Here is a 24,359-nt window from a genome sequence, read left to right as displayed (position 1 = left end):
GTCAGTTCTGGCTCTTGTAGTCGTAGAACCACTTCTTGTTGAGCGCGTCGAGAGTGCCGTCCGCCTTCATGGCGGCGAGCGCGGCGTTGACCGGGCCGACGAGGTCGGAACCCTTCTTGAAGATGAAGCCGAAGTCCTCGGTGCCGAGCGGCCCGCCGATCACCTTGAAGGCGCCGGGCGCGGCGCCGATGTAGCCCTCGGCGGAGACCTTGTCCATCAGCACGGTGTCGACGTCGCCGGCCTTCAGGGCCTGCACGGAGGCGCCGAAGGTCTCGAACAGCTTGATGCGCGGGTTGGCCTCGTTGCCGTCGAGCACGGAGTAGACGGCGACATAGAAGTTGGTGGTGCCGGCCTGGGCGCCGACGAGGCCGTCGGCGAAGGCGGAGAAGCCGGCGGCGTCGGCAAAGCGGCTCTCGTCGGCGCGCACCAGCATGAACTGCTCGGAGGTGAGGTAGGGGTCGGAGAAGTCGACCTGCTCTTTGCGCTCGTCGTTGATGGTGATGCCGTCCATGCCGACGTCGAACTGGCCGTCGCGGACGGCCTGGATCATGGCGTCCCAGGAGGTGAGCTTCCAGTCCACCTTGGCGTTCAGCCGGCGGGCGATCTCGTTGAAGGCGTCATACTCCCAGCCAACGCTCTCGCCGGTCTTCGGGTCGGTGAAGTTGAGCGGCGTATAGGCGTTCTCCGTCACCGCCACGATGGTGCGCCCGCCGAGATCCGGCAAGCCTTCGGCCACGGCCGGGGCGGCGAGCCCGACGAGGAGCCCGGCGGCCACGAGGGCACGGTTGAGACGGCGCGAAACGGCGGAGAACATCGGGAAGCCCCCTTCGGACGATGTGTGATTTCTGGCAGTGCACTATGGCCGCCGGCCGGCGGGACGCGCAAGCGGAGACGGCCGGCCGTTCACAGCCAGCGGCGCCAGCGGAAGACCATGAAGGTGAGGACCGCGGCGGCGACCATAAGGACGATGGCGTAGGCATAGCCGAACCGCCAGTGGAGTTCGGGCATGACGTCGAAGTTCATGCCGTAGATGGAGGCGACCAGGGTCGGCGGCATGAAGATGACGGCGAGCACCGAGAAGATCTTGATGATGTCGTTCTGCTGGATGCTGACGAGGCCGAGGGTGGCGTCGAGCAGGAAGGTGTTGCGCTCGTCGAGGCCGTGGCCATGGTCGGTGAGCGCCTGGATGTCGCGGAGCATGGTCATCATGCGCAGGCGGTCGTCCTTGCTGAAGCCGGTGACCTCCGCCTTCTCGTCGAGGAAGAGCAGGAGGCGGGAGAGGCCGAGCAGGCTTTCCTGCACGTGGCCGAGGCGCAGGCCCTCGCGGCCGATCGCCCGGAGGGTGAGGTTGTAGTCGGGCCCCTGCCCCGGCGCCTGCGGCTCGAAGATGGTGCTGCCGATGGCGCCGATCCGGCTCGTCGACCGCTCCAGGATGTCGGCGAGCCGGTCGATGGAGGTCTCCAGGAGGCAGATGAGCGCGGCGCGGGCGGTGCAGACGTCGGCGGAGGGGCGGAGCATGCGGTTGACCGCCACCGGGAAGGTGCCGGGCTCGTCGTAGCGGATGGTGACGAGGCGGTCGCGGCCGAGGATGAAGCTGACGGCGGTGGTGCCGGGCTCGCTGCTTTCCGACCGGCAGAGCAGCGCGGCGGTCATGTAGAGCGTGCCGTTCTCCAGCGACAGGCGGCTCGACGGCTCGATCTCCTCCATCTCCTCGCGGGTCAGGAGTTCGGCGCCGACGAAGGCCTCCGCCGCCATGTCCTCCTCGCGGGACGGACGCAGGAGGTCCACCCAGACGGTGTCCGGGTGGATGACCGGCAAGCCATCAGGGCCGATCGGCGCGGCTTCGCGCACCAGATCCGTGGCGATCGGCCGATAGATATGCAGCAAGGGAAATCCTCCGGGGCGGGTGGCGATGTCCTACCACCGCCCGGAAGCGTGCTCCAGACCCCGCCGTCCGCGCATGGCGCGGAGAGCGTGAGCGTGGGTCGAGGGAGCGACGAACCCCCCGCCGCCGTCCAGAGGTCGGACGGTCGGGCGGCGGGATCAGTCCTCGTAGTCGAGCGGGGCCGGCGCCGGCTGCTCGACCTTGGCCTTCGCGGCCTTGAACATGGTCGCGGCCGAGAGGGCCGGGATGCCGATGGTGCGGTACTGCTCGCAAAGATCCGGCTTGGAGCTCTGCTGTTGCTGCGCTTGTCCTTCCGGGGCGCTGTACTCGGTCTTCATCTGTTTCCCCGCATGAAACGGCGGTCAATCCTCACGATTGCCTGCCGAGGCCATGAACACGTTCGAGTTTTTCTATGCGACCCGCCAGAACATTCTGTCGCTCTCGCATGAGAAGAGTACGCCGGCAAATTGGGGCGGGACAAGGGCGCGAATGTAAGACTTAGTATGGACGGCCGGAGTGTTTAAACCTTGTTGCCGCAAAGCAACAAGTCGAACGCGGTGGTAAACGAAGTGTAAATGTCCCGGGCGCGGCATGAGGGGATCAAAAGCCCGGGAAGCCGTGAAAAACGCGGCCAAGATGCCGATCAAGCTGAATGGTTCTGAAGAAAAACCGCGGAGAAGCGCCGTTGGAGGCTGCGAGTGTCACCGCGCCGTCACCGTGCCGCGAGGGCCGGCACGGGCAGGCTATGCGGCGGGGACGGGCGCGAAGGCTTGAAAGCGGGGGCGGCGGCGGGGGAAGGACGGGCGGGCGGGGGTGGTGGCGCGGAGGGTTCGGTTGCGGTGCGGCGAAGGTGCGCCAGAACGCCGCCCCGGGGGTGGGGAAGGCCGTTGCGGAGGGTGAGGCCGGCGGTGGAGGCTGCGTCGGGGAGTGCGCGGCGCGCCCCTCCTCCCCCAAGTCGTCACCCCGGCGGATGCCGGGGCCCAACCGAACGAGGGGACACCTGCGCCGATTCCCTTTTCCGCACCGTCGGCTGGATCCCGGCGTTCGCCGGGATGACGGGTTTCGGAGGGGAGAATGGGAGGTGCTTGCCGTTCGGCGGTGCTGACAAAACCGTCGGGCGCCACACTCTGAACACGGAAACTCTCGGGCGAGCGATCACGCGACGCGCAGATGGTCTGTGGCCTCACGCAGACCATGACGATCGGGGCGGGTGGGGACGGCGGTGGAGGTGGGGTCGGGGAGCGGGCGGAGCGCCCCTCCTCCGCCCAAAGCGTCACCCCGGCGAACGCCGGGGCCCAACCGAAGGGCGTGACACCCGCGCCGATTCCCTTTTCCGCACCGTCGGCTGGATCCCGGCGTTCGCCGGGATGACGGGTTTCGGAGGGGGCGCGAGGTGGCCGGACCTCAGGCGGCGCGCAGGTTCTCGGCGGAGACCCAGGCTTCGGCGTCGTCGAGGGTGCGTTCGATGCGGTCGAAGAGCTCGTTGATCTCGTCCTCGGTGATGATCATCGGCGGGCAGACCGCGATGGTGTCGCCGATGGCGCGGACGATGATGCGGTTGGCCTCGCCGAATCGGGCCGTGCGGGGGCCGACGCCCTGGGGCGGGAGGAAGGGCCGGCGGGTGGCCTTGTCGGCGACGAGTTCGATGCCGCCCATCAGGCCCTTGAAGCGGGTCTCGCCGACGAGCGGGTGGTCGCGAAGGCGCTCCAGCCGGGCGGCGAAGAGGGGCGCGAGGCCCTGCACCCGGCCGACGATGTTGCGCTTCTCGTAGATCTCCAGCGTCTTCACGCCGACGGCGCAGCCGAGCGGGTGGCCGCCGTAGGTGTAGCCGTGGCCGAAGGTGCCGATCTTGGCGGACTGCGCCTCCATGGCCTCGTAGATCCAGGCCGGCAGCATGACGGCGGAGAGCGGCACGTAGGCGGCGGTGAGCTGCTTGGCGATGGTCATGGTGGTCGGCCGCATGCCCATGGTGGTGGCGCCGAACCAGTTGCCGGTGCGCCCGAAGCCGCAGATCACCTCGTCGTCGATGAGCATGATGTCGTGCTCGTCGAGGATGGGCTGGATGGCTTCGAAATAGCCGGCCGGCGGCACGATGACGCCGCCGGCGCCCATCACCGGCTCGGCGATCATGGCCGCGATGGTGTGGCCGCCCTCCCGATCGATCAGGTCGCGGAGGTTCTGCGCGAGGCGCGCGACGAAGGACTCCTCGGTCTCGCCGGGTTCGGCGAAGCGGTAGTGGTGCGGGCAGTCGGTGTGGAGGATGCGGTCGACCGGCAGGTCGAAGTCGCGGTGGTTGTTGGGTAGGCCGGTGAGCGAGGCCGACACGATGGTGACGCCATGGTAGCCCTTCACCCGGCTGATGATCTTCTTCTTCTCCGGCCGCCCGAGCGCGTTGTTGAGATACCAGGCGAGCTTGATCTGGGTGTCGTTTGCCTCCGAGCCGGAGGAGGAGAAGAGCACCTTGTCGACCGGGATCGGCGCGATGGCCTTCAGCTTCTCGGCGAGCTCGATGGCCGGCTCGAAGCCCTTGCCGCCGAAGAGGTGGTAGTAGGGCAGCTTGCGCATCTGCTCGGTGGCGGCCTCCACCAGCTCCTCGTCGCCGAAGCCGAGGCCGGCGCACCAGAGGCCGGCCATGCCCTCGATGTATTCCTTGCCGTGGGTGTCGTAGACGTAGACGCCCTTTCCGGACTCCAGCACCAGGGGCCCAAGCTGCCGCAGGGTGTGGAGGGGGGTGTAGGGGTGGAGCACCGCATCCACGTCGCGGGTCTGGACATTGGTCAACGGCATGGCGGCGACTCTCCAAGGGGCAGTCGAGGAAAGGCCGGAGATTAGGGGCAAGCGGCCGGGTTGGGAATCGGAAAGCGGAGGGGGGCGGTTCGGACCGGTGCGGTGCTTGCCACTCGAAAGGCTCTTGCCAAACGTTTACGTAAGCGGAAGGATGGGTCGCGAAAGCGCCGGGAACAGGCGTGGCAACGGTCGGGGATGAGGGAGGAAATGCGTGGGTGGTCCGCGTTCGCGGACCATGACGATGGGGGGCGGTGGATGAGGGACATCGGCCAGCGGTGGCGGGTGTCGCTTTCAAGCCCCGCGCAGCCCGTCATGGTCCGCGAAGGCGGACCATCCACGCTTTCGGCACCCTTGCCCCGCAACGGCAGGGAGGATGCCCATGCTCGGGCTCATGCAGGACTGGCCGCTGTTGGCCAGCAGGATCATCGACCACGCCGCCGCCAACCACGGGGCGCGGGAGATCGTGACCCGCTCGGTGGAGGGGCCGATCCACCGGACCAACTACGCTTCGGTGCGGGAGAATGCGCTGAAGGTGGCCAAGCGGCTGGACGCCCACGGCGTGCGCCTCGGCGACCGGGTGGCGACGCTCGCCTGGAACACGTGGCGGCACCTGGAGCTCTGGTACGGCATCCAGGGCCTCGGCGCCATCTGCCACACGGTGAACCCGCGGCTCTTTCCCGAGCAGATCGCCTGGATCATGAACCACGCGGAATCGCGGCTGCTGTTCACCGACCTCACCTTCCTGCCGCTGGTGGAGAAGCTGAAGCCGCACCTGCCGCATGTGGAGCAGGTGATCGTGCTGACGGACGCGGCGCATCTGCCGGAGAACGGCGTCGGGGCGGTGCCCTACGAGAGCTGGATCGGCGCGGTGGACGCGGACTTCCGCTGGCCGACCTTCGACGAGAACACGGCTGCGGGGCTTTGCTACACGTCCGGCACCACGGGCGATCCGAAGGGCGTGCTCTATTCGCACCGGTCGAACGCGCTCCACGCGCTGCTCGCCTGCCTGCCGGACAGCTTCGCGCTCTCCTGCCGGGACACGGCGCTGCCGGTGGTGCCGATGTTCCACGCCAACTGCTGGGGCCTTGCCCACGCCGGCCCGATGGTGGGCGCGCGGCTGGTGCTGCCGGGGGCGAAGATGGACGGGGCCTCCATCTTCGAGCTGCTGCGCGACGAGAAGGTGACCCGCACGGCGGCGGTGCCGACGGTGTGGCTGATGCTCCTGCAGCACCTGGACAAGACCGGCGACCGGCTGGACGGGCTGGAGCGGGTGGTGATCGGCGGATCGGCGGCGCCGCGGGCGATGATTCAGGCCTTCCGCGACCGCTACGGCATCGAGGTGGTGCACGCCTGGGGCATGACGGAGACGAGCCCGCTCGGCACCCTCTGCACCCTGAAACCGGAGAACGCGCACCTGACCGGCGAGGCCTGGCTGGACGTGCGGGAGAAGCAGGGCTTCACGCCGTTCGGGGTGGAGATCGAGATCACCGACGACGAGGGCCGGGCGCGGCCGCACGACGGCGAGACCTTCGGCCGGCTGAAGGTGCGCGGGCCGGCGATCGCGCGCGGCTATTTCCGGCTCGGCGACGCGGTGGACGGCGAGGGCTGGTTCGACACCGGGGACGTCGCCACCATCGACCCGCTCGGCTACATGCAGATCACCGACCGGTCGAAGGACGTGATCAAGTCCGGCGGCGAGTGGATCTCCTCCATCGAGTTGGAGAACATCGCGGTCGGCCATCCGGACGTGGCGGAAGCGGCGGTGATCGGCGTGCGCCATCCGAAGTGGGACGAGCGGCCGCTGCTGGTGGTGGTGGCCAAGGAGGGCCGGACACCGACACGGGACAGCCTGCTCGCCTTCTTCGAGGGCAAGGTCGCCAAATGGTGGCTGCCGGACGACGTGGTGGTGGTGAGCGAGATCCCGCACACGGCCACCGGCAAGATCCGCAAGGCGACGCTGCGCGAGCAGTTCCGCGACTACAGCTTCCTGGGCTGAGGGCTTGCGGGTTGGACCCCGGTCAGGCGTCGGCGAGAATCGCCGCCACGTTGCGGGCGTGGACGGCGCGGTAGGGCTCCCACCAGCGGAGGGCGCCGCTCTCAAGGTCGGGGCCGAGGACGGCCTCGACCGGGCGATCGGCGAGGGCCGGGTCGTCCTCCAGCGCCAGGAGGTGGGCGACGTAGCGGCGTGTCGCGGCGATGAAGTCGGGGCTGTAGCCGCCGGCGGCGATCACGTCCGGGTCGCCGTGGTTCGGCAGGATGCGGCCGACGCCCCAGGCGGCGATGCGGTCGAGGTCGGCGAGGTGGGCGGCAAGGCGGAGCGGTTCGGCCACATAGGTGAGCGGATCCTCCAGGGAGTCGCCGGCCAGGAGCAGGTCGTCGTCGGGCACGTGGAGGAGGAGCGCGTCCTCGCTGTGGATGTCCGCCGGCAGGAGGCGGACGCGGACGGCGCCGATGGTCATCTCCTCCGGTCCGTCGATCAGGCGGGTGGGCATCACCAGCGGGTCGATCGGCGGGTCGCCGGCGGCGAAGTGGGCGCGATTCGCGGCGAGGAGATCGGTGGTGAGCCGTCGGGCGACGATCTCGCAGTCGGTGAAGGCCGCGTTGCCGGCCACGTGGTCGTCGTGCCAGTGGCTGAGCACGACGGTGGTGCGGCGGACGCCTCGGTCCGCCAGCGTGCGACGGATGAGGGCCGCGTGGGCGAGCGAGATGTGGGTGTCGTAGACGAGCGCGTCTTCGCCGGAGACGATCGCATAGGTGGCGATGCCGAGCGAAAAGGCTCCGTCGTCCAACCAGTTGGCGGTCTCCGACCAGGCCCGCACGCCGGGGATGCGGCCGTCGTAGAAGGCGAGCACGTGCGGCTTCGGGGCGAGGATGCGGACGGTCGATCCGAGCTCGATCATCGGGGGTGGGCCTCCATCAGGGGCCGCACGCTCGCAAAGGCCGAGCGCCTTGTCCATCGGCCCTTGCCGGACCGGATCGGGGACAAAAGCGAAAACGGCAGAAAACCGGGCTCTGCCCGTTGACGAGCGGGCTCCGCTTCTGCGACCATCGTCAGTAATAACAATCCATGCCTGGGATGCCGTTCGGTCCGGTCGCCCCGGTCCGACGCGGTGGCCGAACCGAACCCGTCCGTCGCCGCGACGACCAGCCTCCGAGGGGGCCGCCATGGTGTCCCTGATTCCGACCAAGGGAAGCGGACATGACCGTGGCCGGCCAACGCAACGCGGCCGAAGCCCGGATGGCGTCGACGACCGGGCTGCCGCGGGACAGGGCGCGCCGGCGGACGGTGGTGCTGCGTCCGGAGCGGGCGGGCATGGCGCTGGCGGGAACGGCGCTGGCGGGAACGGCGCTGGCGGTCAGGGGGCTGGCGGTCAGGGGGCTGGCGGGAATGGTGCTAGCGGCTATGGCGCGGGCGGGCATGGCGCGGGCGGTCAGGGGGCCGACGGCCGAGGGGCCGGTGGGCCGGGTCCGGGAAAGCAGGGTTCGGACAGCCAGGGGCTGGGCGGTCCGGGGTCGGGCCATCCAGGGTCGGGCGGGTCGGGGTTGGGCGGGTCGGGCTTGGCCGGCTCTGGCTCCGGCGGTTCGGGTGCGGGCGGTTCGGGGTCGGGCAGTTCGGGGTCGGGCAGTTCGGGTGCGGGCCATCCGGGCGCCGGGAGTGCGGGCTCCGGCAGTGCCGATGGCGGCCATGCGGGGCGGGGCGCCTCGGGGGTGGGCGGCCCGTCGTCGATCGATTTCACCAAGACCCTGTTGAGCTTCCTGCCGATCCCGGACACCGCGCTGCACGGCACATCGATGGTGCCGGGCGAGGACGGCGAGCGGGGGGCGGACGGGACGCCCGAGGGGCGGACGCCGGTCGCCGCGCGCCCCGCCGAGACGCTGAGCCCGGCGCTGCTCGCCGCGACCCTTGCGGTGGCGGATGCCTGGCGGGAGCATCTCCTGCCGCTGCTCGACAGCCTGGATGCGATCCCCCTCCCCCTGGGGATGGTGAACCACCCCGGGGACGACGTCGAAGACGAGGACGGGGATGCGGGGGCCGAGGATGGGGCCGGAGGGATCGGAGACCGGGACATCGCGGACGGGGACGACGCGGACGGCGGAGCGGACCTGGACGGGGCGGAGGGCGAGGATGCCGGCGGGTCGGACGGCCGGGGATGGCTGCCGGCGCACCTGGCGTCCGGTCCGCAGGCGGCGCACGTGCGGCGGATCGCCGAGCTGGTGGATCGGGCGCGGGCGGTCTTCGACGTGGACGGCGATCTCGTCGAGTTCATCGGCGAGCGGCCGCGGCTCGGGGTGTTTCGGCTCTACATCCGACGGCGCGGCTTCGAGGCGGAGATCGCCAACACGGCGAACCTCTACGACGGCATGATGAAGGCGACCATCGCGGAAGGCGCCGGACCGGCCCAGCCGATCAGCATCGCCCAGGCGCTGAGGATCGCCGACCGGGAGCGGCTATTGCCCTGAGCGGGGTTTCGGCGGTGCCTGGGACCGCCGGGTCATGCGAGGCTCACAAGGGTTCGACCTGCCGGAGACGTGGCGGGCGAAGGCCGGCCCGGGCGGGCGTCGGCCGGTCGAGGCCGTCGGGCGCTCGTCCGTGGGGCGCTCGTCCGTCGGGCGCTCGTCAGGCAGGCGCTCGTCAGGCAGGCGCTAGCCGGTCGGGCGCTGGTCCGTCAGGCGCTGGTCCGTCAGGCGCTGGTCCGTCGGGCGCTGGTCCGTCGGGCGCTCGTCAGGCAGGCGCTCGTCAGGCAGGCGTTAGCCGGTCGGGCGCTAGCCGGTCGGGCGCTAGCCGGTCGGACGCTGGTCCGTCAGGCGCTCGTCCGCCAGCCGTCGGGTTTGAGATGATCGGACGAGGGTGGTCGTCATCGCCGGATTTCATGTCCGACGAAAGATTTCGTTTACCGTGGCGGGTCCACACTGATGGGACATCGGGCGCCTTTGGGCGTCTCGGTGCCGACCTGGGCATGACGCCTTCGGCCGCACGCCGTCGGGCAGCCCTCGCGATGCGCACGGGGGCCGCCGCCGGAAACCGGTCCCGTGACGCTCTCCCCGCCGTCCTTTCAGACGCTCCTCGCCACGTTGACGCCGCCGCGCATCGCCCCGATCGGCGTGCGGTCCGGGTCCGCCGCCGCGCCCTCCCCCGGCGGCGCGCCGACGCTCGCGCCGCACACCTGGAACGCGCTCGTCGGTGAGGCGCGTGTGAGGCGAGCGGGCGAGAGCCGCCGCGCGGGGCCGGACCGGATGGTTCCGGCGGCGCGGACGGCGGGCGTTTCGGGCGCGGCGGTGCCGGGGGTCTCGGTGACGCCGACCTTTCGGACCGGGCTGGAGGCGGTGGCGGTGGCGTTCGCCTGCCACGTGCAGCCGCTCGTCGCCATGATGGGGCGCGTGCGATGGGCCGAGGCGGTGCTGGACGACGACGGAACGGGGATGGCGGTCGCGGGCACCCGGCGCCAGACGGCGGAGGGGTTGCTTGCGATCGACAGGGCGTTCGCCGCGGCGGCGATCGAGGAGATCGCGCGGCTTTTTCTGGTGGAAGGCGCTCTCGTGGAGCGGGACGCGTCCGGCCGGTCGCGGCTCGGGGCGTTCGCGCTCGTCTATCGGGGCGCGCTGTTCGACGCCCGGCTGGAACACCGGGACGGGGTGCTCTCGGCCCAGGTGGTGGACGCGGCGAGCGGATTCGCGCGAACGATCGATCCGGCCGAAACGGCGGATGCCTGGTTCGGCCGGCGGGGTCGGGCCGGAGAGGAGCGTTGAGGAGCGTCGAGATGCGGGTCGGCCGGCGGCGGGCCGGTGACGGCCCCGCCACCGACCCGTCGCATTGTCAGCCGGCCGCGACCTTGCGCAGTTCCGACCGGTTCGGGATCTCGATGTCCACCTCCAGCATGGATACCGCGTCGCCGCGGTCCAGCTTCACCATGACCTTGTCCTGGTCGACGGTGACGTGGCGGGAGATCACCTCGAGGATCTCCTCCCGGAGCTTGGCCAGGAGGTCGGGCTGGCCGCCCGTGGACGCCCGCTCGTGGGAGAGCAGGATCTGCAGCCGCTCCCGCGCCTGCGGCGCGGAGGTGCGACGGGCAAACATGTTCAGAAGATTCATGCGACCCTCCGGCCGAACAGGGCACCGAACAGGCTGCGCTTGTCGGTGGGAACCGTGATCGGGACATCGATGCCCATGAGGCGGAGCGCCGCGTCGAGATAGGCGCGCGCCGGGGCGCTGTCCGGGTTGGCGATGGTGACGGGCGAGCCGAGGTTGGAGGCGCTCAGCACGGCCTGGCTCTCCGGCACGATGCCGAGGAGCGGGATGGAGAGGATCTCCAAGACGTCGTCCACCTTCAGCATCTCGCCGCGCTCGGCCCGGGCGGGGTCGTAGCGGGTGAGAAGCAGGAACTTGTCCATGCGCTCGCCGCGCTCGGCGCGCATGGTCTTGCTGTCGAGAAGGCCGATGATGCGGTCGCTGTCGCGCACCGACGACACTTCCGGGTTGGTGACCACCACGGCCATGTCGGCGTGCCGCATGGCGAGCGTGGCGCCGCGCTCGATGCCGGCCGGGCTGTCGCAGATGATCCAGTCGAACTTCTCGCGCAGCTCCTCGATGACCCGGGCGACGCCCTCGGAGCTGAGCGCGTCCTTGTCGCGGGTCTGGGAGGCGGCGAGCAGCGACAGGTGCTCGCACCGCTTGTCGCGGATCAAAGCCTGACTGAGCTTGGCGTCGCCCTGCACCACGTTTATGAGGTCGAACACCACCCGGCGCTCGGCGCCCATGACGAGGTCGAGATTGCGCAGGCCGACATCGAAGTCGACCACGCAGACGGTCTGCCCGCTGAGGGCCAGGGCCGCGCCGAGCGCCGCCGTCGAGGTGGTCTTGCCCACGCCGCCCTTGCCCGATGTCACCACAAGTACTTTTGCCATCGCTTCCATTCCTCGGCTAAGCCGTCGACCCGGGCCTCCCCTCGATCCGGAAGGGAGTCTCTCCAGCCCCGTCCGCCCCCGAGCCAGGACGGCGAGACCGGAGGCTCAGTCGAGCGCTGCGAAATTCAGGACGTCGTCCTTGAGCCAGATTTGCGCCGGCCGCCCGAGGAGCGCCGCATCCATCTCGTCGGCCGTCTGGTAGAGGCCGTCGATGGACAGGAGCTCGGCTTCGAGCTTGTGGCAGAAGATGCGGGCCGCCGGGTTGCCGGTGGTGCCGGCGAGCACCCGGCCGCGGAGCGGTCCGTAGACGTGCACCGAGCCGCCGGCGACGATCTCCGCGCCGGACGCCACCGCGCCGATGACCGTCACGTCGCCTTCCGGGAAGACGATGGACTGGCCGGAGCGCACCGTGTGGTCGATGACGAGGGAGGGCGCCGTGGAGGGCACCAGCTGCGGCGGCGGCGCGGACTTCGGCTTGGCGGCCTCGGCGGCGACCGCCTCGGGCGTCTCGTCCACGGGTTCCGGCACGTCCACCACGCGGCCGCCACTCATGGCCGGCGGCATGCCGAGGCCGAGGGCGGAGGCCTTCGCACCTTCGACGCCCATCACCCGCACCTTGCGGTCGTAGAGCTTGGCGATCAGGTCGGCAAGGGTGGCCTTGTCGAGGTTCAGCATGGTCACGTCGAGGACGACCGCCCGGCCGATGAAGAAGCTGGGCGACCGGCGGAGCAGGTCGTCGAATTCGACGAACCACTCCTGAAGGGGGTGCTCGGGCGCGAGCACCAGCGCCAGGAAAGACCTGCCGCGAAACCGGATCGAATTGCGGGTTTTGGTTACCGTGGCCATCGCTGCACGTGAAATCGTCTGGGGCCTTGATTTGGCCATGCGATGGTTAACGAGGGGTTAATTCAAGGGTTTATTCACCCTTCTGCGTCCATTGCGGCAGGATGGTCACACAGGCTGGCGATGGCTAATTCGGCATATCGCGGCCTTTGATCGAGCCGAATTGCCGACCGGGACAGCCAATACGCGTGCATAGCCGCCGGTTTTCCAGCTTGTACGGCTTTCTTCGGCAGCTTCCTCGATGCTCTATGCTGAGGACCGCTGATTTAATACATAACATCAGGCTGAGTAACGGCTGTTCTTCTATCTCAAAATGGATCACTTCTGATACATATATCTTTAACAATTCTTGTTCCGTGGATCTGAAGGCCGGTAAATTTTGCCGGGTGCGTGACGCATCCAGCCTCGGGTCAGCTTCGGATCGCGGGCCGTTCGGTGGGTCGCCATCGACGGGCGGAGCCGTTCGGACCTTCAGGGCGACGTGGACCTGCGCGCGGGCTTCGGCGGGGTCGATTCGACGGCTCGGCGGACTGCCGCCGGGCCGTTAGCGCCGACGACAACGCCGCCGCCCGGGTGGGGCGGCGGCGCGGGTGGGCGCGGGTTGTGGTGGTGGGGCCGAGGCGCTTCAGGCGGCGTCGCCGAGGCGCTGACGATCGCTGTTGGCGGCGGCCTGCGCCTGTGCCTGGGCGGGGCCGACGAGGCCGGACGGGGTGAGCATTTGCGGGTCGAGGTCGGAGACCGGGTTCGGCGTGATCGGACCGGCGACCGGCGCGGTGGAGTAGACGTCGAACGCCTCCTTGTCCGCGCTGGAGATTGGGCTGCGGACGACGAGGCGCAGGCCGATGAAGGCGATCAGCGTGGCCTGGACCATCGCCATGAAGACGAACAGCATGTGTGGGCCGATGGTGTCCATCAGGGCGGCGGCGATGATCGGGCCGAACACGGAGCCGACGCCGTTGGCCAGGAGCACGCCGGCCGCCATCTCCACGTAGGACGACTTGTCCGCCCGGTCGTAGGCGTGGGCGGCGGCCACCGAATAGCCGGTGAGCGTGCTCATGCCGAAGGCAAGGCTCATGACCATGAGGCCGGTGGTGGAAAGCGGCAGGAGCGCCATCAGGAGGCAGATGGTGGCGGCGACCGCCATCACGCCGGCGAGCACCTTGCGCCGATCGGCAAGATCGGAGAGGCGGCCGACCGGCCACTGCATGACGGCGCCGCCGATGACCGCGATGGAGAGGAAGACCGCCGCCTCGTCCACCGACATGTCGCGCGCGGTGGCGAACACGGTGCCGAGCGACCAGAAGGCGCCGTTGGCCATGCCGATGAGGAGCGCGCCCATGAGGCCGACCGGGGCGATGCGGTAGAGGTGCATCGGCCGGAACTGGACGAGGGCGATGGGCGCCGGCTGGGCGGAGCGTGTCATCGACACCGGCACCACCGCCATGGAGACCAGGATGGACGCGATGGCGAACAGCGTGAAGGCCTCGATCGGCGCCGTGGTCACCAGCATCTGGCCGGCGGTGATCGTGACGAAGTTCACGATGATGTAGGCGCTCATGATGAAGCCGCGGTTCTGGTTGGTCGCGCGGTCGTTGAGCCAGCTTTCCACGATGAGATAGATGCCCGCGAGGGCAAAGCCCGTGACGCCGCGAAGGACCACCCAGAGGATCGGGTCGATGATGAGCGGGTGCACCAGCACCACCGCCGACACCGCCGCCACCAGGGCCGTGAAGGCGCGGATGTGGCCGGCGCGGAGGATCAGGTAGGGACCAGCGATGCAGCCGATGACGAAGCCCGCGTAATAGCCGGACCCCATCAGGCCGATCTGGATCGCCGAGAAGCCCTCCACGCCGGCGCGCAGCGGCGCGAGCGTGGTCAGGAGGCCGTTGCCGGCCAGCAGGAAGGCGATGCCGAGAAGGAGCGACGCGACGGGCGCGAGTGTCTTGGCCACAGCAAATCAGTCCGAGAGGAGGGGCGAGCCGGAGTATGCCCCTTCCGGCCTAAAGGAGACTGAATTGTGGCACAGGCCGATGACACCCGGCCGGAGGGCGGCGCGTGTCGGATCGGCACGCGCCGGATGTCGGAGCGGACCTGTCGGACGGCCGCAGCCCCGCCGGCCGGCGCCGGTCAGGGCCGGTCGCGGTCGGTGTTGCGGGCGCCCGGGCGGAGGTTGCGGGTGTTGCGCGCGCCGACCCGGTCGCGGGCCTCATAGACGGTCGACCCGTTGAGCACGATGCCGGTGTGCTCCGGCGGCGGCGGCGGCAGGCGCGGCGCGGCGAAGGCGGCCTCGGCCGCGAACGCGGTGACGATCAGGAACCCGGTGAGAACTTTCATGACTGGCCTCTTGGCAGGAAGGCCGGGCCGCCCCGCGGCGGCCCGCGCCGTCCATCAGAAGGCGATAGCTCGAAACATAGTGCTAATGGAATAGCTGATCGTCCGACGAGCGCCTCAAAGACCCGCCCGGATCTCCGCAAGCGAGCGTTTCTGCAGCGTGTCCTCGTCGAAGTTGTCCGGGTCGAGCCAGGCCTGGAACGCCGCCTTGGCGCGGGGCCACTCGTGGTCGAGGATGGCGTACCAGGCGGTGTCGCGGTTGCGGCCCTTGACGACGGCGGCCTGGCGGAACAGGCCCTCGTAGGTGAAGCCGAGCCGCTCCGCGGCCCGTCGGGACGGGGCGTTGAGGGCGTTGCACTTCCACTCGTAGCGGCGGTAGCCGAGTTCGTCGAAGACGCGCGCCATCATCAGATACATGGCCTCGGTGGCCGCCGGCGTCTGCTGGAGGATGGGCGACCAGGCGATCCAGCCGACCTCGATGGCGCCGTTCGCCGGATCGATCCTGAGATAGCTGCAGGTGCCGAGCGGCTTGCCGCTGTCGGCGTCCACCACGGCGAAGAACTGCGGGTCCTCGCTCGCCTCCGCCGATCTGGCCCAAGCGAGGTAGTCGGCCTCGGATGTCCACGGGCCGTTCGGCATGTAGGTCCACATGCGCCCCTCGCCGTCGAGCGCCTGGGCGGCGAAGAGGTCGGCGCCGTGCTCCTTGGCGGAGAGCGGGACGACGGCGCAGGTGCGGCCGAGCATGGGGGTGCGCGGCGGGCGGGGACGGGGCGTCCAGCCGGGAAGCGGCAGGCCGATGGGATCACCGAAGGGGGAGGAATCGTGGCTCATGGCCGATCCTACCTCACCGGGTAGGACGAGCGGAACAGGTCTGAAGGCGGCCGGAGGCCGGGCCGTCAGGCCCGGTCGGCGGTTTCCACACGCTCGCGGCCGAGCGCCTGGAACACGGTCGCCACGATGCCGCGGGCGTCCAGGCCCGCCTTGGCGTAGAGGGCCTCGGGCTTGTCGTGGTCGAGGTAGACGTCCGGGAAGACCATGGGCCGGACCTTGAGGCCGCGGTCGAGGAGGCCGTCCTCGGCGAGCGCCTGGAGCACGTAGGAGCCGAAGCCGCCGACGGAGCCCTCCTCCACGGTGACCAGCACCTCGTGGTCGCGGGCGAGCCGGCGGACGAGGTCGCGGTCGAGCGGCTTGGCGAAGCGGGCGTCGGCGACGGTGGTGGAGAGGCCGAAGCTGTCGAGTTCCTCCGCCGCCTTCAGGGCCTCGCCGAGGCGGGCGCCGAAGGAGAGCAGCGCCACCTTGGTGCCTTCCTTGACGACGCGGCCGCGGCCGATCGCCAGAACCTCGCCACGCTCCGGCATCTCCACGCCGAGGCCGTCGCCGCGCGGATAGCGGAAGGCGATCGGGCCGGCGTCGTAGGCGGCGGCGGTCGCCACCATGTGCTTCAGCTCAGCCTCGTCGCCGGCGGCCATCACCACCATGCCGGGCAGGCAGCCGAGGTAGGCGACGTCGAACGAGCCCGCGTGGGTGGGACCGTCGGCGCCGACAAGGCCGGCGCGGTCGATGGGGAAGCGGACGGCCAAGCCCTGGAGGGCGACGTCGTGCACCACCTGGTCATAGGCGCGCTGGAGAAAGGTGGAGTAGATGGCGCAGAAGGGCTTCAGGCCTTCGCAGGCAAGGCCGGCCGCGAAGGTGACGGCGTGCTGCTCGGCGATGCCGACGTCGAAGATGCGCTTCGGGAAGGCCTCGCCGAAGAGGTCGAGCCCGGTGCCGGACGGCATGGCGGCGGTGATGGCGACGACCCGGTCGTCCGCGCGCGCCTCCTGGACCAGGCTTTCGGCGAAGACGCGGGTGTAGCTCGGCGCGTTGGACTTGGCCTTCACCTGGGCGCCGGTCACCACGTCGAACTTGGAGACGCCGTGGTACTTGTCCGCCGCCGCCTCGGCCGGGGCGTAGCCCTTCCCCTTCTGGGTGACCACGTGAACGAGGATCGGGCCCTTCTCGGCGGCCGCGACATTGCGCAGGACTGGGAGCAGGTGGTCGAGGTTGTGGCCGTCGATCGGCCCCACATAGTAGAAGCCGAGCTCCTCGAAGAGGGTGCCGCCGGCAAGGAAGCCGCGGGCGTATTCCTCGGCGAGCTTGGCCTTTTCCCGGAGCGGGCGCGGCAATGCGCCGGCAAGCTGCTTCATGGCCTCGCGCAGCGACCGGTAGGTGCGCCCGGAGACGAGCCGCGCCAGATAGGCGCTCATGGCGCCGGTCGGCGGGGCGATCGACATGTCGTTGTCGTTGAGGATGACGACGAGCCGCGAGCGCAGGTGCCCGGCGTTGTTCATCGCCTCGTAGGCCATGCCGGCCGACATGGCGCCGTCGCCGATCACCGCCACGACGCGGTTGTGCGCGCCCTTGAGGTCGCGCGCCACAGCCATGCCGAGGGCGGCCGAGATGGACGTGGAGGAGTGGGCGGTGCCGAAGGGGTCGTACTCGCTCTCGGCCCGGCGGGTGAAGCCGGAGAGGCCGCCGCCCTGGCGGAGCGTGCGGATACGGTCGCGCCGGCCGGTGAGGATCTTATGCGGATAGGCCTGGTGGCCGACGTCCCAGATCAGCCGGTCGGCCGGCGTGTCGAAGACGGCGTGGAGGGCGACGGTCAGCTCCACGACGCCGAGACCGGCGCCGAGGTGGCCGCCGGTGATCGACACCGCGTCGATCATCTCGGCCCGCACCTCGTCGGCGAGCTGCCTCAGGGCGGACGGCGACATGCGCTTCAGATCGGCCGGCGACGAGACGGTGTCGAGGAGAGGTGTCGATGGCCTTGTCAAAGGATGTGTCCTGCCGGCGGGGATGCTCACATGAGGAGCGGGATACCAGTCCGAGGCGTCGCGGGCAAATCGGGCGATGCCGAGGAGCAACGGTCGGGAGCGATTAAGGATCCACCGCGCCGGGCTGCGATCAAGAGCCGGCGCCGCGACCAAGCGTCCGCCGGCGCGCCGATCAGGTGACGTCGAGCGGCTCGGTGCCGGCCGCCCGGCCGTCGCCGCCGACGCGGATCTTCTCCACCTTGGCCTCGGCGGCCTTCAGCAGCGTGTCGCAGTGATTGCGGAGCGCATCGCCGCGCTCGTAGATGGAGATGGACTCCTCCAGGGGCACCTGCCCCTGCTCGAGACGCTGGACGATGCCTTCCAGCTCCCGGAGGGCCTGCTCGAAGGTGAGCGTGGTGACGGGTGGCGCGGTGTCGGCCATGGCATGGGCCCTCCGGTCGGGTTTCAAGGATAGAGGCGGGCCTTGGCCCAGGTGCCGTCGTCCCCGCGGGAGAAGACGACCCGGTCGTGCAGGCGGAAGGCGCCGTCCTGCCAGAACTCGATGGCGACCGGCCTGACCCGGAAGCCCGACCAGTGCGGCGGCCGGGGGATCTCGCCGAAGGAGTGGCGGGCGGCCACCTCGGCGACCGCCTTCTCAAGGGCGAAGCGGCTCTCCAGCGGGCGCGACTGCTTGGACGCCCAGGCGCCGAGCCGGCTCTGGCGCGGCCGGGACGCATAGTACTCGTCCGCCTCCGCGTCGGTGACGATCTCCACCGGGCCGCGGACCCGCACCTGCCGGCGCCGGGACTTCCAGTGGAAGAGGAGCGCGGCCTTGCGGCTCGCCAGGACCTCGCGGCCCTTGGCGCTCTCGAAGTTTGTGTAGAAGACGAAACCGGCCGGATCCATGCCCTTCAGGAGCACCATGCGCACGTTCGGCAGGCCGTCCGCGTCGACGGTGGCGAGCGCCATGGCGTTCGGGTCGTTGGGCTCCGTCTCGGTCGCCTCGGCGAGCCAGCGCTGGAACAGCGCGTAAGGCTCGTCCGCTAGAGTGAAGTCGGCGGCCGGAACGGCTTCTTGCTGGCTCATGGGTGGCCCTTCGACGGGATCAAACCGGAACTCCGTGATATAGTCGCTGCGACGGCGCGTGGAAACACCCGACGGTTCGCGCTTATGCTGACGCCGACGATTCGGCGCGGGCGTCGCATCCGTGCGGGTGCGGAGGGGCGAGGGTCTTTATCGGCCCGTTCCGCGCCACCACATTGTATGACAACAAGAGCCAGGAGCGTCGGGGGATGCTCCGCCTCCATCCCATCCACGAGGTGTGTCGACCATCATGCGCGACCCTTACACCGTCTTGGGCGTGCCGAAGACCGCGTCCGAGGGCGACGTCAAGAAGGCCTTCCGCAAGCTCGCCAAGCAGTACCATCCGGACGCCAACGCCAACGACCCGGCGTTGAAGGAGAAGTTCAACGAGGTCAACGCCGCCTACGAGATCCTGGGCGACACGGAAAAGCGCGGCCAGTTCGACCGGGGCGAGATCGGCCCCGACGGCAAGCCGCGCTTCCAGGGCTTCAAAGGCTTCCGCGGCGCCCGGCCGGGCGCCGACCCGCCCGCCACCGACGACATCCTGAACGAGATCTTCGGCGACGCCTTCGCCGGGTTCGCCCGCTCGGGTGCCGCCGGCGGGGGCGCGGCGGGCGCGGGCGCGCGGGGGCGGCGGCGGGCCGGACCGGACCCGTTCGAGTTCGCCGGGGGCGCCGGGGCCGCCGGCCGCACGGCCGGCGCCAAGGGCACGGACGTGATGGTGACCGCAAGGGTGCGGCTGGAGGACATGGTGGAGAGCGGCAAGGTCCGCGTCGTCCTGCCGTCCGGCAAGGCGCTCGACGTGAAGGTGCCGGTGGGCTTCGAGCCCGGCGCGCAGATGCGCCTGAAAGGCCAGGGCGGCGACGGCGACCCGCCGGGCGACGCCATCGTGATCCTGACCTTCGAGCCGCATCCGCTGTTCCGGCCGGACGGCGCGAATCTCCGCATGGACCTGCCGGTGAGTCTGGACGAGGCGGTGCTCGGCGGGCGCGTGCGGGTGCCGACCCTGGACGGTGCGGTGGAGATGAACCTGCCGGCCAATTCCAACGGCGCACGGGCGCTCCGGCTGCGCGGCAAGGGCCTGCCGGACAAGGCGGGCGGGCGCGGCGACCTCTACGTCACCCCGCGCATCGTGCTGCCCGACGGGCCGGACGCCGGCCTGGAGCAGCTGATGCAGCGCTGGCGCGAACTGAAGCCCTACAACCCGCGCGACGGGATGTGAGGGTGCGATCGTCGAGGGGCGCCGCATGCTGAAGCCGCTGCCGCCGAAGCCCGCCCGCATGGCCGGCACCGCCCGGGAGTTCTCCGTCTTCGCGCTGGTGGTGCTGGCCGAAGCCGTTGTGGCGCGCCGGTTCGACCTGATCGACACGCCGACGCTCTACGGCTGCCTGGTGGCGGTGCTGGTGCTGGCGCTCGCCGGGCTCGTCGCCGTGGCGGTCGCCCTCACGGACGTGTGGCGGAAGGGCGCGCCCGGCTTCGGGCACGCGGCTGTCGCCTTCGTGGCGGCGACGCTGGCACTGACCCCGTTTGCCGGCGTGGCGCTCGCAGTCGGCGTCTATCCGGAGCTGACGGAGGTCTCCACCGACCTTGCCAACCCGCCGCCCTTCCTCAGCGACCCGACCCGACGCGCCCCCGGAACCGCCGGCGCCGAGGCCGGGCGCCTGCAGGCGGAGGCCTATCCGGACCTCGTTGGCCGACGCCTGCCGCTCTCCACGGTGGAGGCCTACGACCTCGTCCGGCAGGCGGCCGTCGAGGAGGGCTGGACCATCCTCGCCGAGCAGGAGCCCGTGACCGAGACCGACGCGGGCTTCCTGGAGGCGGAGGCGCGCTCGCTCGCCCTCGGCATTCCGGACGACGTGGCGGTGCGGGTGTGGCCGGACGCCGGCAGCGCCAGGGTGGACGTGCGCTCCGCCTCCCGCATGCCGGTGCACGACCTCGGCGAGAACGCCCGCCGGGTGCGGCGCTTCCTGGCGGCGCTCGACGAGATCCTGACCCGTCCGGCGGATTGAGGCCGGCAGCGGGGTGCGCGGTTCAGGCGACGGCGTAGCGCCCGTCGAGCCGGGGCGGACCGTCCGTGGCGACGGCGCCCTTTTCCACCAGCCATTCCAGTTGGGCGAACACCGACAGGCCCGCCGCGGCAAAGAGCTTCGGGTCGGTGTCGCGGTAGACGGCCTCCACGATGGCCCGGATGGTGCCGGCGCCCGCCGCGACGGCCGACAGCACCGCCGCCTCGCGGGCGAGCCGGTGGGCGCGAAGGCCTTCGACGAAGGCCGGACCGTCGTCGACCGGGTTGCCGTGGCCGGGCAGGTAGCGCGTTTCCGCCGAAGCCTGGATGCGGTCGAGCGAGGCCATGTAGGCGGCCATGGCGCCGTCCGGCGGCGCCACGATGGAGGTGGACCAGCCCATCACGTGGTCGCCGGAGAAGAGGTGGCCGGAGCCTTCCAGGGCGAAGGCCAAGTGGTTGGCCGTGTGGCCGGGCGTCGAAAGCGCGCGGAAGCGGCCGGCGGGCGTCTCGGCGACGGCGCCGTCGTCCAGCACAAGGTCCGGCCGGTAGTCGAAGTCCGACGAGGCGTCCAGGCTGCCGACCTCGCTCGCGTGCGGCTGCCGGGCGGTCGCGTGCGCCGCCGCGCCGAGGAGCGCCGCGCCGGTGCGGCGCTGGAGCGGCAGGGCGGCGGGGGAATGGTCCCGGTGGGTGTGGGTGACGAGGATGTGGGTGATCCGCGCGCCGCCGGCCGCCGAGAGGATGTCGGCGATGTGCCGGTCGTCGTCGGGGCCGGGGTCGATCACCGTCAGCCGGTCGGTGCCGACGAGGAAGGTGTTGGTGCCGTGGAAGGTGTAGCCGCCGGCATTGCGGGCGGTGAGCCGGCGGATGCCGGGCGCCACCTCCACGGCGGTGCCGTAGGCCGGATCGAAGGCGCGGTCGAAGACGAGCGGTGCGGCCATGGCGGTCTTCCTCCGATCCCCGCCGGGTGTCTGGTCGAGGTCCGGGCGGGAGCATGCCGGTGCGGGCCGGCCGCTGTCGAGGGCCGGCGCGCGGTTGCGGCGATGGGCGCGCGAGCGGGGGCGATCGGCCTCAGCCGCACACCTGCAGGATGGCGGCCCAGTCGGCGTCGGTGACGAGCGGGCCGTCGCCGAGCGTCTCATCGGCGGCGGCCGCCTCGATGGCCGCAAGGCGTTCGGTGGAGAGCGGGTGGGTGGACAGAAGCTTCAGCGGGCCGGACGGCGGGCCGTTGCGGCCCTCCAGGCCGATGAGGAACGGGCCGAGCGCCTTCGGGTCGCCGCCCGCCGCCGCCACGGCGGTGACCGCGAAGGCGTCCGCCTCCCGCTCCGCGTCGCGCGAGTAGGCGGCGCCGACCAAGCGGCGCGCCACCGCGGCGGTGGCACCGCCGCCGTCGCCGGTGATGAGCGCGAGCGCCACCATCAGGCCGCCCTCGTGGAGGACGCGGGCAAGGCCGTGCCGGAAGTGCACGTGGGCGATCTCGTGGGCGAGCACCCCCGCGAAGGCGTCCGGCGTCCGCACCCGGCGGATGAGGGCGGAGGTGACGATCACCGTGCCGCCGGGCAGCGCCACCGCGTTCGCCACGTCGGACCGGTAGACCGAGACGTCCAGCGTCATCGGCCGGGCGGCGCCCGCGATGGCGAGGCGGTCGGCGAGCCGGCCGATGGCGATGCCGCCGTCGACACCGGTGCAGCGCAGGCCCTCGGCGGTGTCGAGGCCGCCGAGCACGGTCTCGCGCGCCTGGGCGTCGAGGATCTCGGCCACCTCGCTCGGCACCATGGGGGCGAGCCGCTCGGTGACGACCGACACGACCCAGAGCACCGCCGCCACGGCGATCGCCAGGCTGGCGAGCACGAGGGCGCTCGCCCACACGAAGGCGCGCGGGACCGCGCCCTCCTCGGCCCGCGGGATGGCCTTGAGGGCGGCTTCGAAGGCGGCCTTGATGGCCGGATCGCCGATCTCGACCCGGGCGTCCGGCTGCGGGTCGGTCTTCCGCCGGCCGATCGCCAGCGGATCACCGCCGTGCCGGATGAGCGTCGCGAACGGCCAATGGGCGATGTCGTCGCCGGCGAGGCTGCGGATCGTCAGGCCGCGGAGGTCGAGCGAAACCGTGACACTCCTCGGTGCCGCCGCGCGGCTTTCCCGGTAGAGCGCCCGTCCCTCGATCCACATGCCCGAATCCCCGCCGCCCCGTTGCGGCGATCATGGCCGCCGGGCAGGCGTTTGTCACCGGCGCCCGTTTGCCATGGAGGGCTTGCCAACGGCGGCGCGGGCGCGCAAACCCTGCCCCATGCCGAAGACCCGCCTCGACCAGCTTCTCGTCTCCCGCGGCCTGATGGAGACCCGCGCCCGTGCCCGCGACGCCATCCTGCGCGGCGCGGTGACCGTGGACGGCCGTCCGGCGGCCAAGCCCGGCGAGGCGGTGGCGCCGGACGCGGCGCTTGAGGTGGCGGACCCGGCGGCGGGCTATGTGTCGCGCGCGGCGCTGAAGCTGATCGCGGGGCTTGAGGCCACGGGCTTCGATCCGGCGGGCCGACACGCGGTGGACCTCGGCGCCTCGACCGGCGGCTTCACGCAGGTGCTGCTGGAGCGGGGCGCGGCGCACGTGACCGCCATCGACGTTGGCCACGGGCAGCTTCACCCGCGGATTTCCGCCGATCCGCGGGTGACGAGCCTGGAGGGGCTGAACGCGCGCGACCTGACGGCGGGCGACGTGAACCATCCGGTCGAGGCGATCGTTTGCGACGTGTCCTTCATCTCGCTGACGCTGGTGCTGCCGCCGGTGCTGGCGCTCGCCGCACCCGGCGCCTTCGGGGTGTTCCTGGTGAAGCCGCAGTTCGAGGCGGGCCGGGCGGCGATCGGCAAGGGCGGGCTGGTCGATCCGGCGGTCGGCCGGGCGAGCGCGGAACGCGTCGCCGCCTGGCTCGCCAGCCAGGAGGGCTGGACCGCCGACGATCTCATTCCGTCCCCCATCGAAGGGGGCGACGGCAACCTGGAATATCTGATCGGAGCGACCCGTGATCGAGCTTGAGATCGACCGCCTCGGCCACCGGGGCGACGGCGTCGCCACCGTGAACGGCCGCGCGGTGTTCGTGCCCTACGCGCTGCCCGGCGAACGGGTGCGGGCGACCCTTGCGGGCGACCGGGCCGACGAGGTGGAGATCCTGACCCGCTCGCCCGACCGGGCCGACCCGCCCTGCCCGCACTTCGGGATCTGCGGCGGCTGCCTGGTGCAGCATCTGGCGCCAGGGCCCTACGCGGACTTCAAGCGCCAGCTCGTCGTCGACGCCCTCGCGGACCGCGGCCTCACGCCGCCGGTGGAGCCGACCCGCACCTCGCCGCCGAACGCCCGCCGCCGCGCCACCTTCGCCGGGATCCTGCTCGGCAGGCAGGCGGTGGTGGGATTCCACCAGCGGGCGAGCCACGCCGTGGTGGACATCGACGTCTGCTTCGTGGTGACGCCGACGTTGCTGAAGGCCAAGCCGGCGCTGCAGGCGCTCGTCAGCCTGATCCAGCCGCGCAAGCAGCCGATCGACCTGACGGTGACCGAGTCCGTCGCGGGGCCGGACATCGCCGTCGGCAAGCTGCCCGCCAAGGACCTTGAGCGCCTGCGCCTGCCGCTGATCCAACTGGCCGAGCGCTTCGACCTGCCGCGCCTTTCGGTCGGGAACGAAGTGATCGTGGAGCGGCGGCCGCCGGTGGTGCGCATCGACGGCATCGCCGTGGTGCCGCCGCC

Annotated in this window: 23 protein-coding genes; 7 read left to right on the top strand and 16 right to left on the bottom strand. The window is 71.0% G+C overall.

The annotated features are described in order from the left end of the window. Position 1 precedes the first annotated feature (1 nt). The 4 genes from BUQ68_RS19165 to BUQ68_RS19150 form a co-directional block, all read right to left on the bottom strand. Positions 2 to 814 (bottom strand): transporter substrate-binding domain-containing protein, encoded by an 813-nt coding sequence (locus BUQ68_RS19165; protein ID WP_075217634.1) that lies wholly within the window; start codon positions 812 to 814, stop codon positions 2 to 4. An 89-nt stretch (positions 815 to 903) separates the two neighbouring features. Beyond that, on the bottom strand, positions 904 to 1,887 hold the full coding sequence (locus BUQ68_RS19160) for a magnesium transporter CorA family protein (protein WP_075217633.1): 984 nt from the start codon (positions 1,885 to 1,887) through the stop codon (positions 904 to 906). Positions 1,888 to 2,043: 156 nt separating this feature from the next. After that, on the bottom strand, positions 2,044 to 2,223 hold the full coding sequence (locus BUQ68_RS19155; RefSeq protein ID WP_075217632.1) for a hypothetical protein: 180 nt from the start codon (positions 2,221 to 2,223) through the stop codon (positions 2,044 to 2,046). Between the two features lie 1,066 nt (positions 2,224 to 3,289). Next, positions 3,290 to 4,672 carry an aminotransferase gene (locus BUQ68_RS19150; protein ID WP_075217631.1) on the bottom strand — a complete coding sequence of 461 codons (1,383 nt, stop codon included), beginning with the start codon at positions 4,670 to 4,672 and terminating at the stop codon, positions 3,290 to 3,292. A 379-nt stretch (positions 4,673 to 5,051) separates the two neighbouring features. Between BUQ68_RS19150 and BUQ68_RS19145 the strand changes: the two genes are divergently transcribed. Next, a complete protein-coding gene (locus tag BUQ68_RS19145; RefSeq protein ID WP_075217630.1) occupies positions 5,052 to 6,668 on the top strand; it encodes a long-chain-fatty-acid--CoA ligase in 1,617 nt (538 codons plus the stop codon). Positions 6,669 to 6,690: 22 nt separating this feature from the next. Here BUQ68_RS19145 and BUQ68_RS19140 read toward each other — a convergent pair whose 3' ends face one another. Beyond that, positions 6,691 to 7,572 carry an MBL fold metallo-hydrolase gene (locus BUQ68_RS19140; RefSeq protein ID WP_083656725.1) on the bottom strand — a complete coding sequence of 294 codons (882 nt, stop codon included), beginning with the start codon at positions 7,570 to 7,572 and terminating at the stop codon, positions 6,691 to 6,693. Between the two features lie 847 nt (positions 7,573 to 8,419). Here BUQ68_RS19140 and BUQ68_RS23890 point away from each other — a divergent pair. After that, on the top strand, positions 8,420 to 9,133 hold the full coding sequence (locus BUQ68_RS23890; RefSeq protein WP_175577862.1) for a hypothetical protein: 714 nt from the start codon (positions 8,420 to 8,422) through the stop codon (positions 9,131 to 9,133). 570 nt (positions 9,134 to 9,703) lie between these two features. Beyond that, positions 9,704 to 10,420: a hypothetical protein gene (locus BUQ68_RS19130; protein WP_075217627.1), complete on the top strand. Its 717-nt coding sequence runs from the start codon at positions 9,704 to 9,706 to the stop codon at positions 10,418 to 10,420. 67 nt (positions 10,421 to 10,487) lie between these two features. Here BUQ68_RS19130 and minE read toward each other — a convergent pair whose 3' ends face one another. From minE to pdxH, 9 genes are all read right to left on the bottom strand, one after another. Then, positions 10,488 to 10,763: a cell division topological specificity factor MinE gene (gene minE, locus BUQ68_RS19125; protein ID WP_075217626.1), complete on the bottom strand. Its 276-nt coding sequence runs from the start codon at positions 10,761 to 10,763 to the stop codon at positions 10,488 to 10,490. Further along, the gene (gene minD / locus BUQ68_RS19120; RefSeq protein ID WP_075217625.1) at positions 10,760 to 11,575 is read right to left on the bottom strand and encodes a septum site-determining protein MinD; all 816 of its coding nucleotides are present in this window, start codon (positions 11,573 to 11,575) and stop codon (positions 10,760 to 10,762) included. The genes minE and minD overlap by 4 nt, the downstream gene beginning before the upstream one ends. A gap of 105 nt (positions 11,576 to 11,680) precedes the next feature. Further along, positions 11,681 to 12,421 (bottom strand): septum site-determining protein MinC, encoded by a 741-nt coding sequence (gene minC / locus BUQ68_RS19115; protein ID WP_075217624.1) that lies wholly within the window; start codon positions 12,419 to 12,421, stop codon positions 11,681 to 11,683. A gap of 622 nt (positions 12,422 to 13,043) precedes the next feature. Further along, on the bottom strand, positions 13,044 to 14,369 hold the full coding sequence (locus BUQ68_RS19110; RefSeq protein ID WP_075217623.1) for an MFS transporter: 1,326 nt from the start codon (positions 14,367 to 14,369) through the stop codon (positions 13,044 to 13,046). Between the two features lie 176 nt (positions 14,370 to 14,545). Further along, positions 14,546 to 14,752, bottom strand: a complete 207-nt coding sequence (locus BUQ68_RS19105) for a hypothetical protein (RefSeq protein ID WP_075217622.1) — start codon at positions 14,750 to 14,752, stop codon at positions 14,546 to 14,548. Positions 14,753 to 14,866: 114 nt separating this feature from the next. Then, positions 14,867 to 15,580, bottom strand: a complete 714-nt coding sequence (locus BUQ68_RS19100; protein ID WP_075217621.1) for a GNAT family N-acetyltransferase — start codon at positions 15,578 to 15,580, stop codon at positions 14,867 to 14,869. A gap of 65 nt (positions 15,581 to 15,645) precedes the next feature. Continuing rightward, on the bottom strand, positions 15,646 to 17,562 hold the full coding sequence (gene dxs, locus BUQ68_RS19095) for a 1-deoxy-D-xylulose-5-phosphate synthase (protein WP_075217620.1): 1,917 nt from the start codon (positions 17,560 to 17,562) through the stop codon (positions 15,646 to 15,648). Positions 17,563 to 17,734: 172 nt separating this feature from the next. Next, positions 17,735 to 17,983 carry an exodeoxyribonuclease VII small subunit gene (locus BUQ68_RS19090; protein WP_075217619.1) on the bottom strand — a complete coding sequence of 83 codons (249 nt, stop codon included), beginning with the start codon at positions 17,981 to 17,983 and terminating at the stop codon, positions 17,735 to 17,737. Between the two features lie 23 nt (positions 17,984 to 18,006). Next, positions 18,007 to 18,627 (bottom strand): pyridoxamine 5'-phosphate oxidase, encoded by a 621-nt coding sequence (pdxH, locus tag BUQ68_RS19085; protein WP_075217618.1) that lies wholly within the window; start codon positions 18,625 to 18,627, stop codon positions 18,007 to 18,009. A 247-nt stretch (positions 18,628 to 18,874) separates the two neighbouring features. Here pdxH and BUQ68_RS19080 point away from each other — a divergent pair, with 247 nt between their 5' ends. Together BUQ68_RS19080 and BUQ68_RS19075 are read left to right on the top strand one after the other, a co-directional pair. Continuing rightward, positions 18,875 to 19,846 (top strand): DnaJ C-terminal domain-containing protein, encoded by a 972-nt coding sequence (locus BUQ68_RS19080; protein ID WP_075217617.1) that lies wholly within the window; start codon positions 18,875 to 18,877, stop codon positions 19,844 to 19,846. Between the two features lie 25 nt (positions 19,847 to 19,871). Beyond that, positions 19,872 to 20,633, top strand: coding sequence for a DUF1499 domain-containing protein (locus BUQ68_RS19075; protein WP_075217616.1), 762 nt, complete (start codon positions 19,872 to 19,874; stop codon positions 20,631 to 20,633). A gap of 22 nt (positions 20,634 to 20,655) precedes the next feature. Here BUQ68_RS19075 and BUQ68_RS19070 read toward each other — a convergent pair whose 3' ends face one another. Together BUQ68_RS19070 and BUQ68_RS19065 are read right to left on the bottom strand one after the other, a co-directional pair. Beyond that, positions 20,656 to 21,567, bottom strand: coding sequence for an MBL fold metallo-hydrolase (locus tag BUQ68_RS19070; protein WP_075217615.1), 912 nt, complete (start codon positions 21,565 to 21,567; stop codon positions 20,656 to 20,658). A gap of 130 nt (positions 21,568 to 21,697) precedes the next feature. After that, on the bottom strand, positions 21,698 to 22,795 hold the full coding sequence (locus tag BUQ68_RS19065) for a M48 family metallopeptidase (RefSeq protein WP_075217614.1): 1,098 nt from the start codon (positions 22,793 to 22,795) through the stop codon (positions 21,698 to 21,700). Between the two features lie 118 nt (positions 22,796 to 22,913). Here BUQ68_RS19065 and BUQ68_RS19060 point away from each other — a divergent pair, with 118 nt between their 5' ends. Together BUQ68_RS19060 and BUQ68_RS19055 are read left to right on the top strand one after the other, a co-directional pair. Further along, the gene (locus BUQ68_RS19060; protein WP_075217613.1) at positions 22,914 to 23,654 is read left to right on the top strand and encodes a TlyA family RNA methyltransferase; all 741 of its coding nucleotides are present in this window, start codon (positions 22,914 to 22,916) and stop codon (positions 23,652 to 23,654) included. Beyond that, the coding region (locus BUQ68_RS19055; protein WP_139315278.1) for a class I SAM-dependent RNA methyltransferase at positions 23,641 to 24,359 on the top strand (719 nt) is incomplete at its 3' end. The genes BUQ68_RS19060 and BUQ68_RS19055, both read left to right, overlap by 14 nt.

The sequence above is a fragment of the Mongoliimonas terrestris genome (assembly GCF_001927285.1).
GTDB lineage: Bacteria > Pseudomonadota > Alphaproteobacteria > Rhizobiales > Pleomorphomonadaceae > Chthonobacter > Chthonobacter terrestris.
This window is presented reverse-complemented; position numbering and strand designations above follow the sequence as displayed.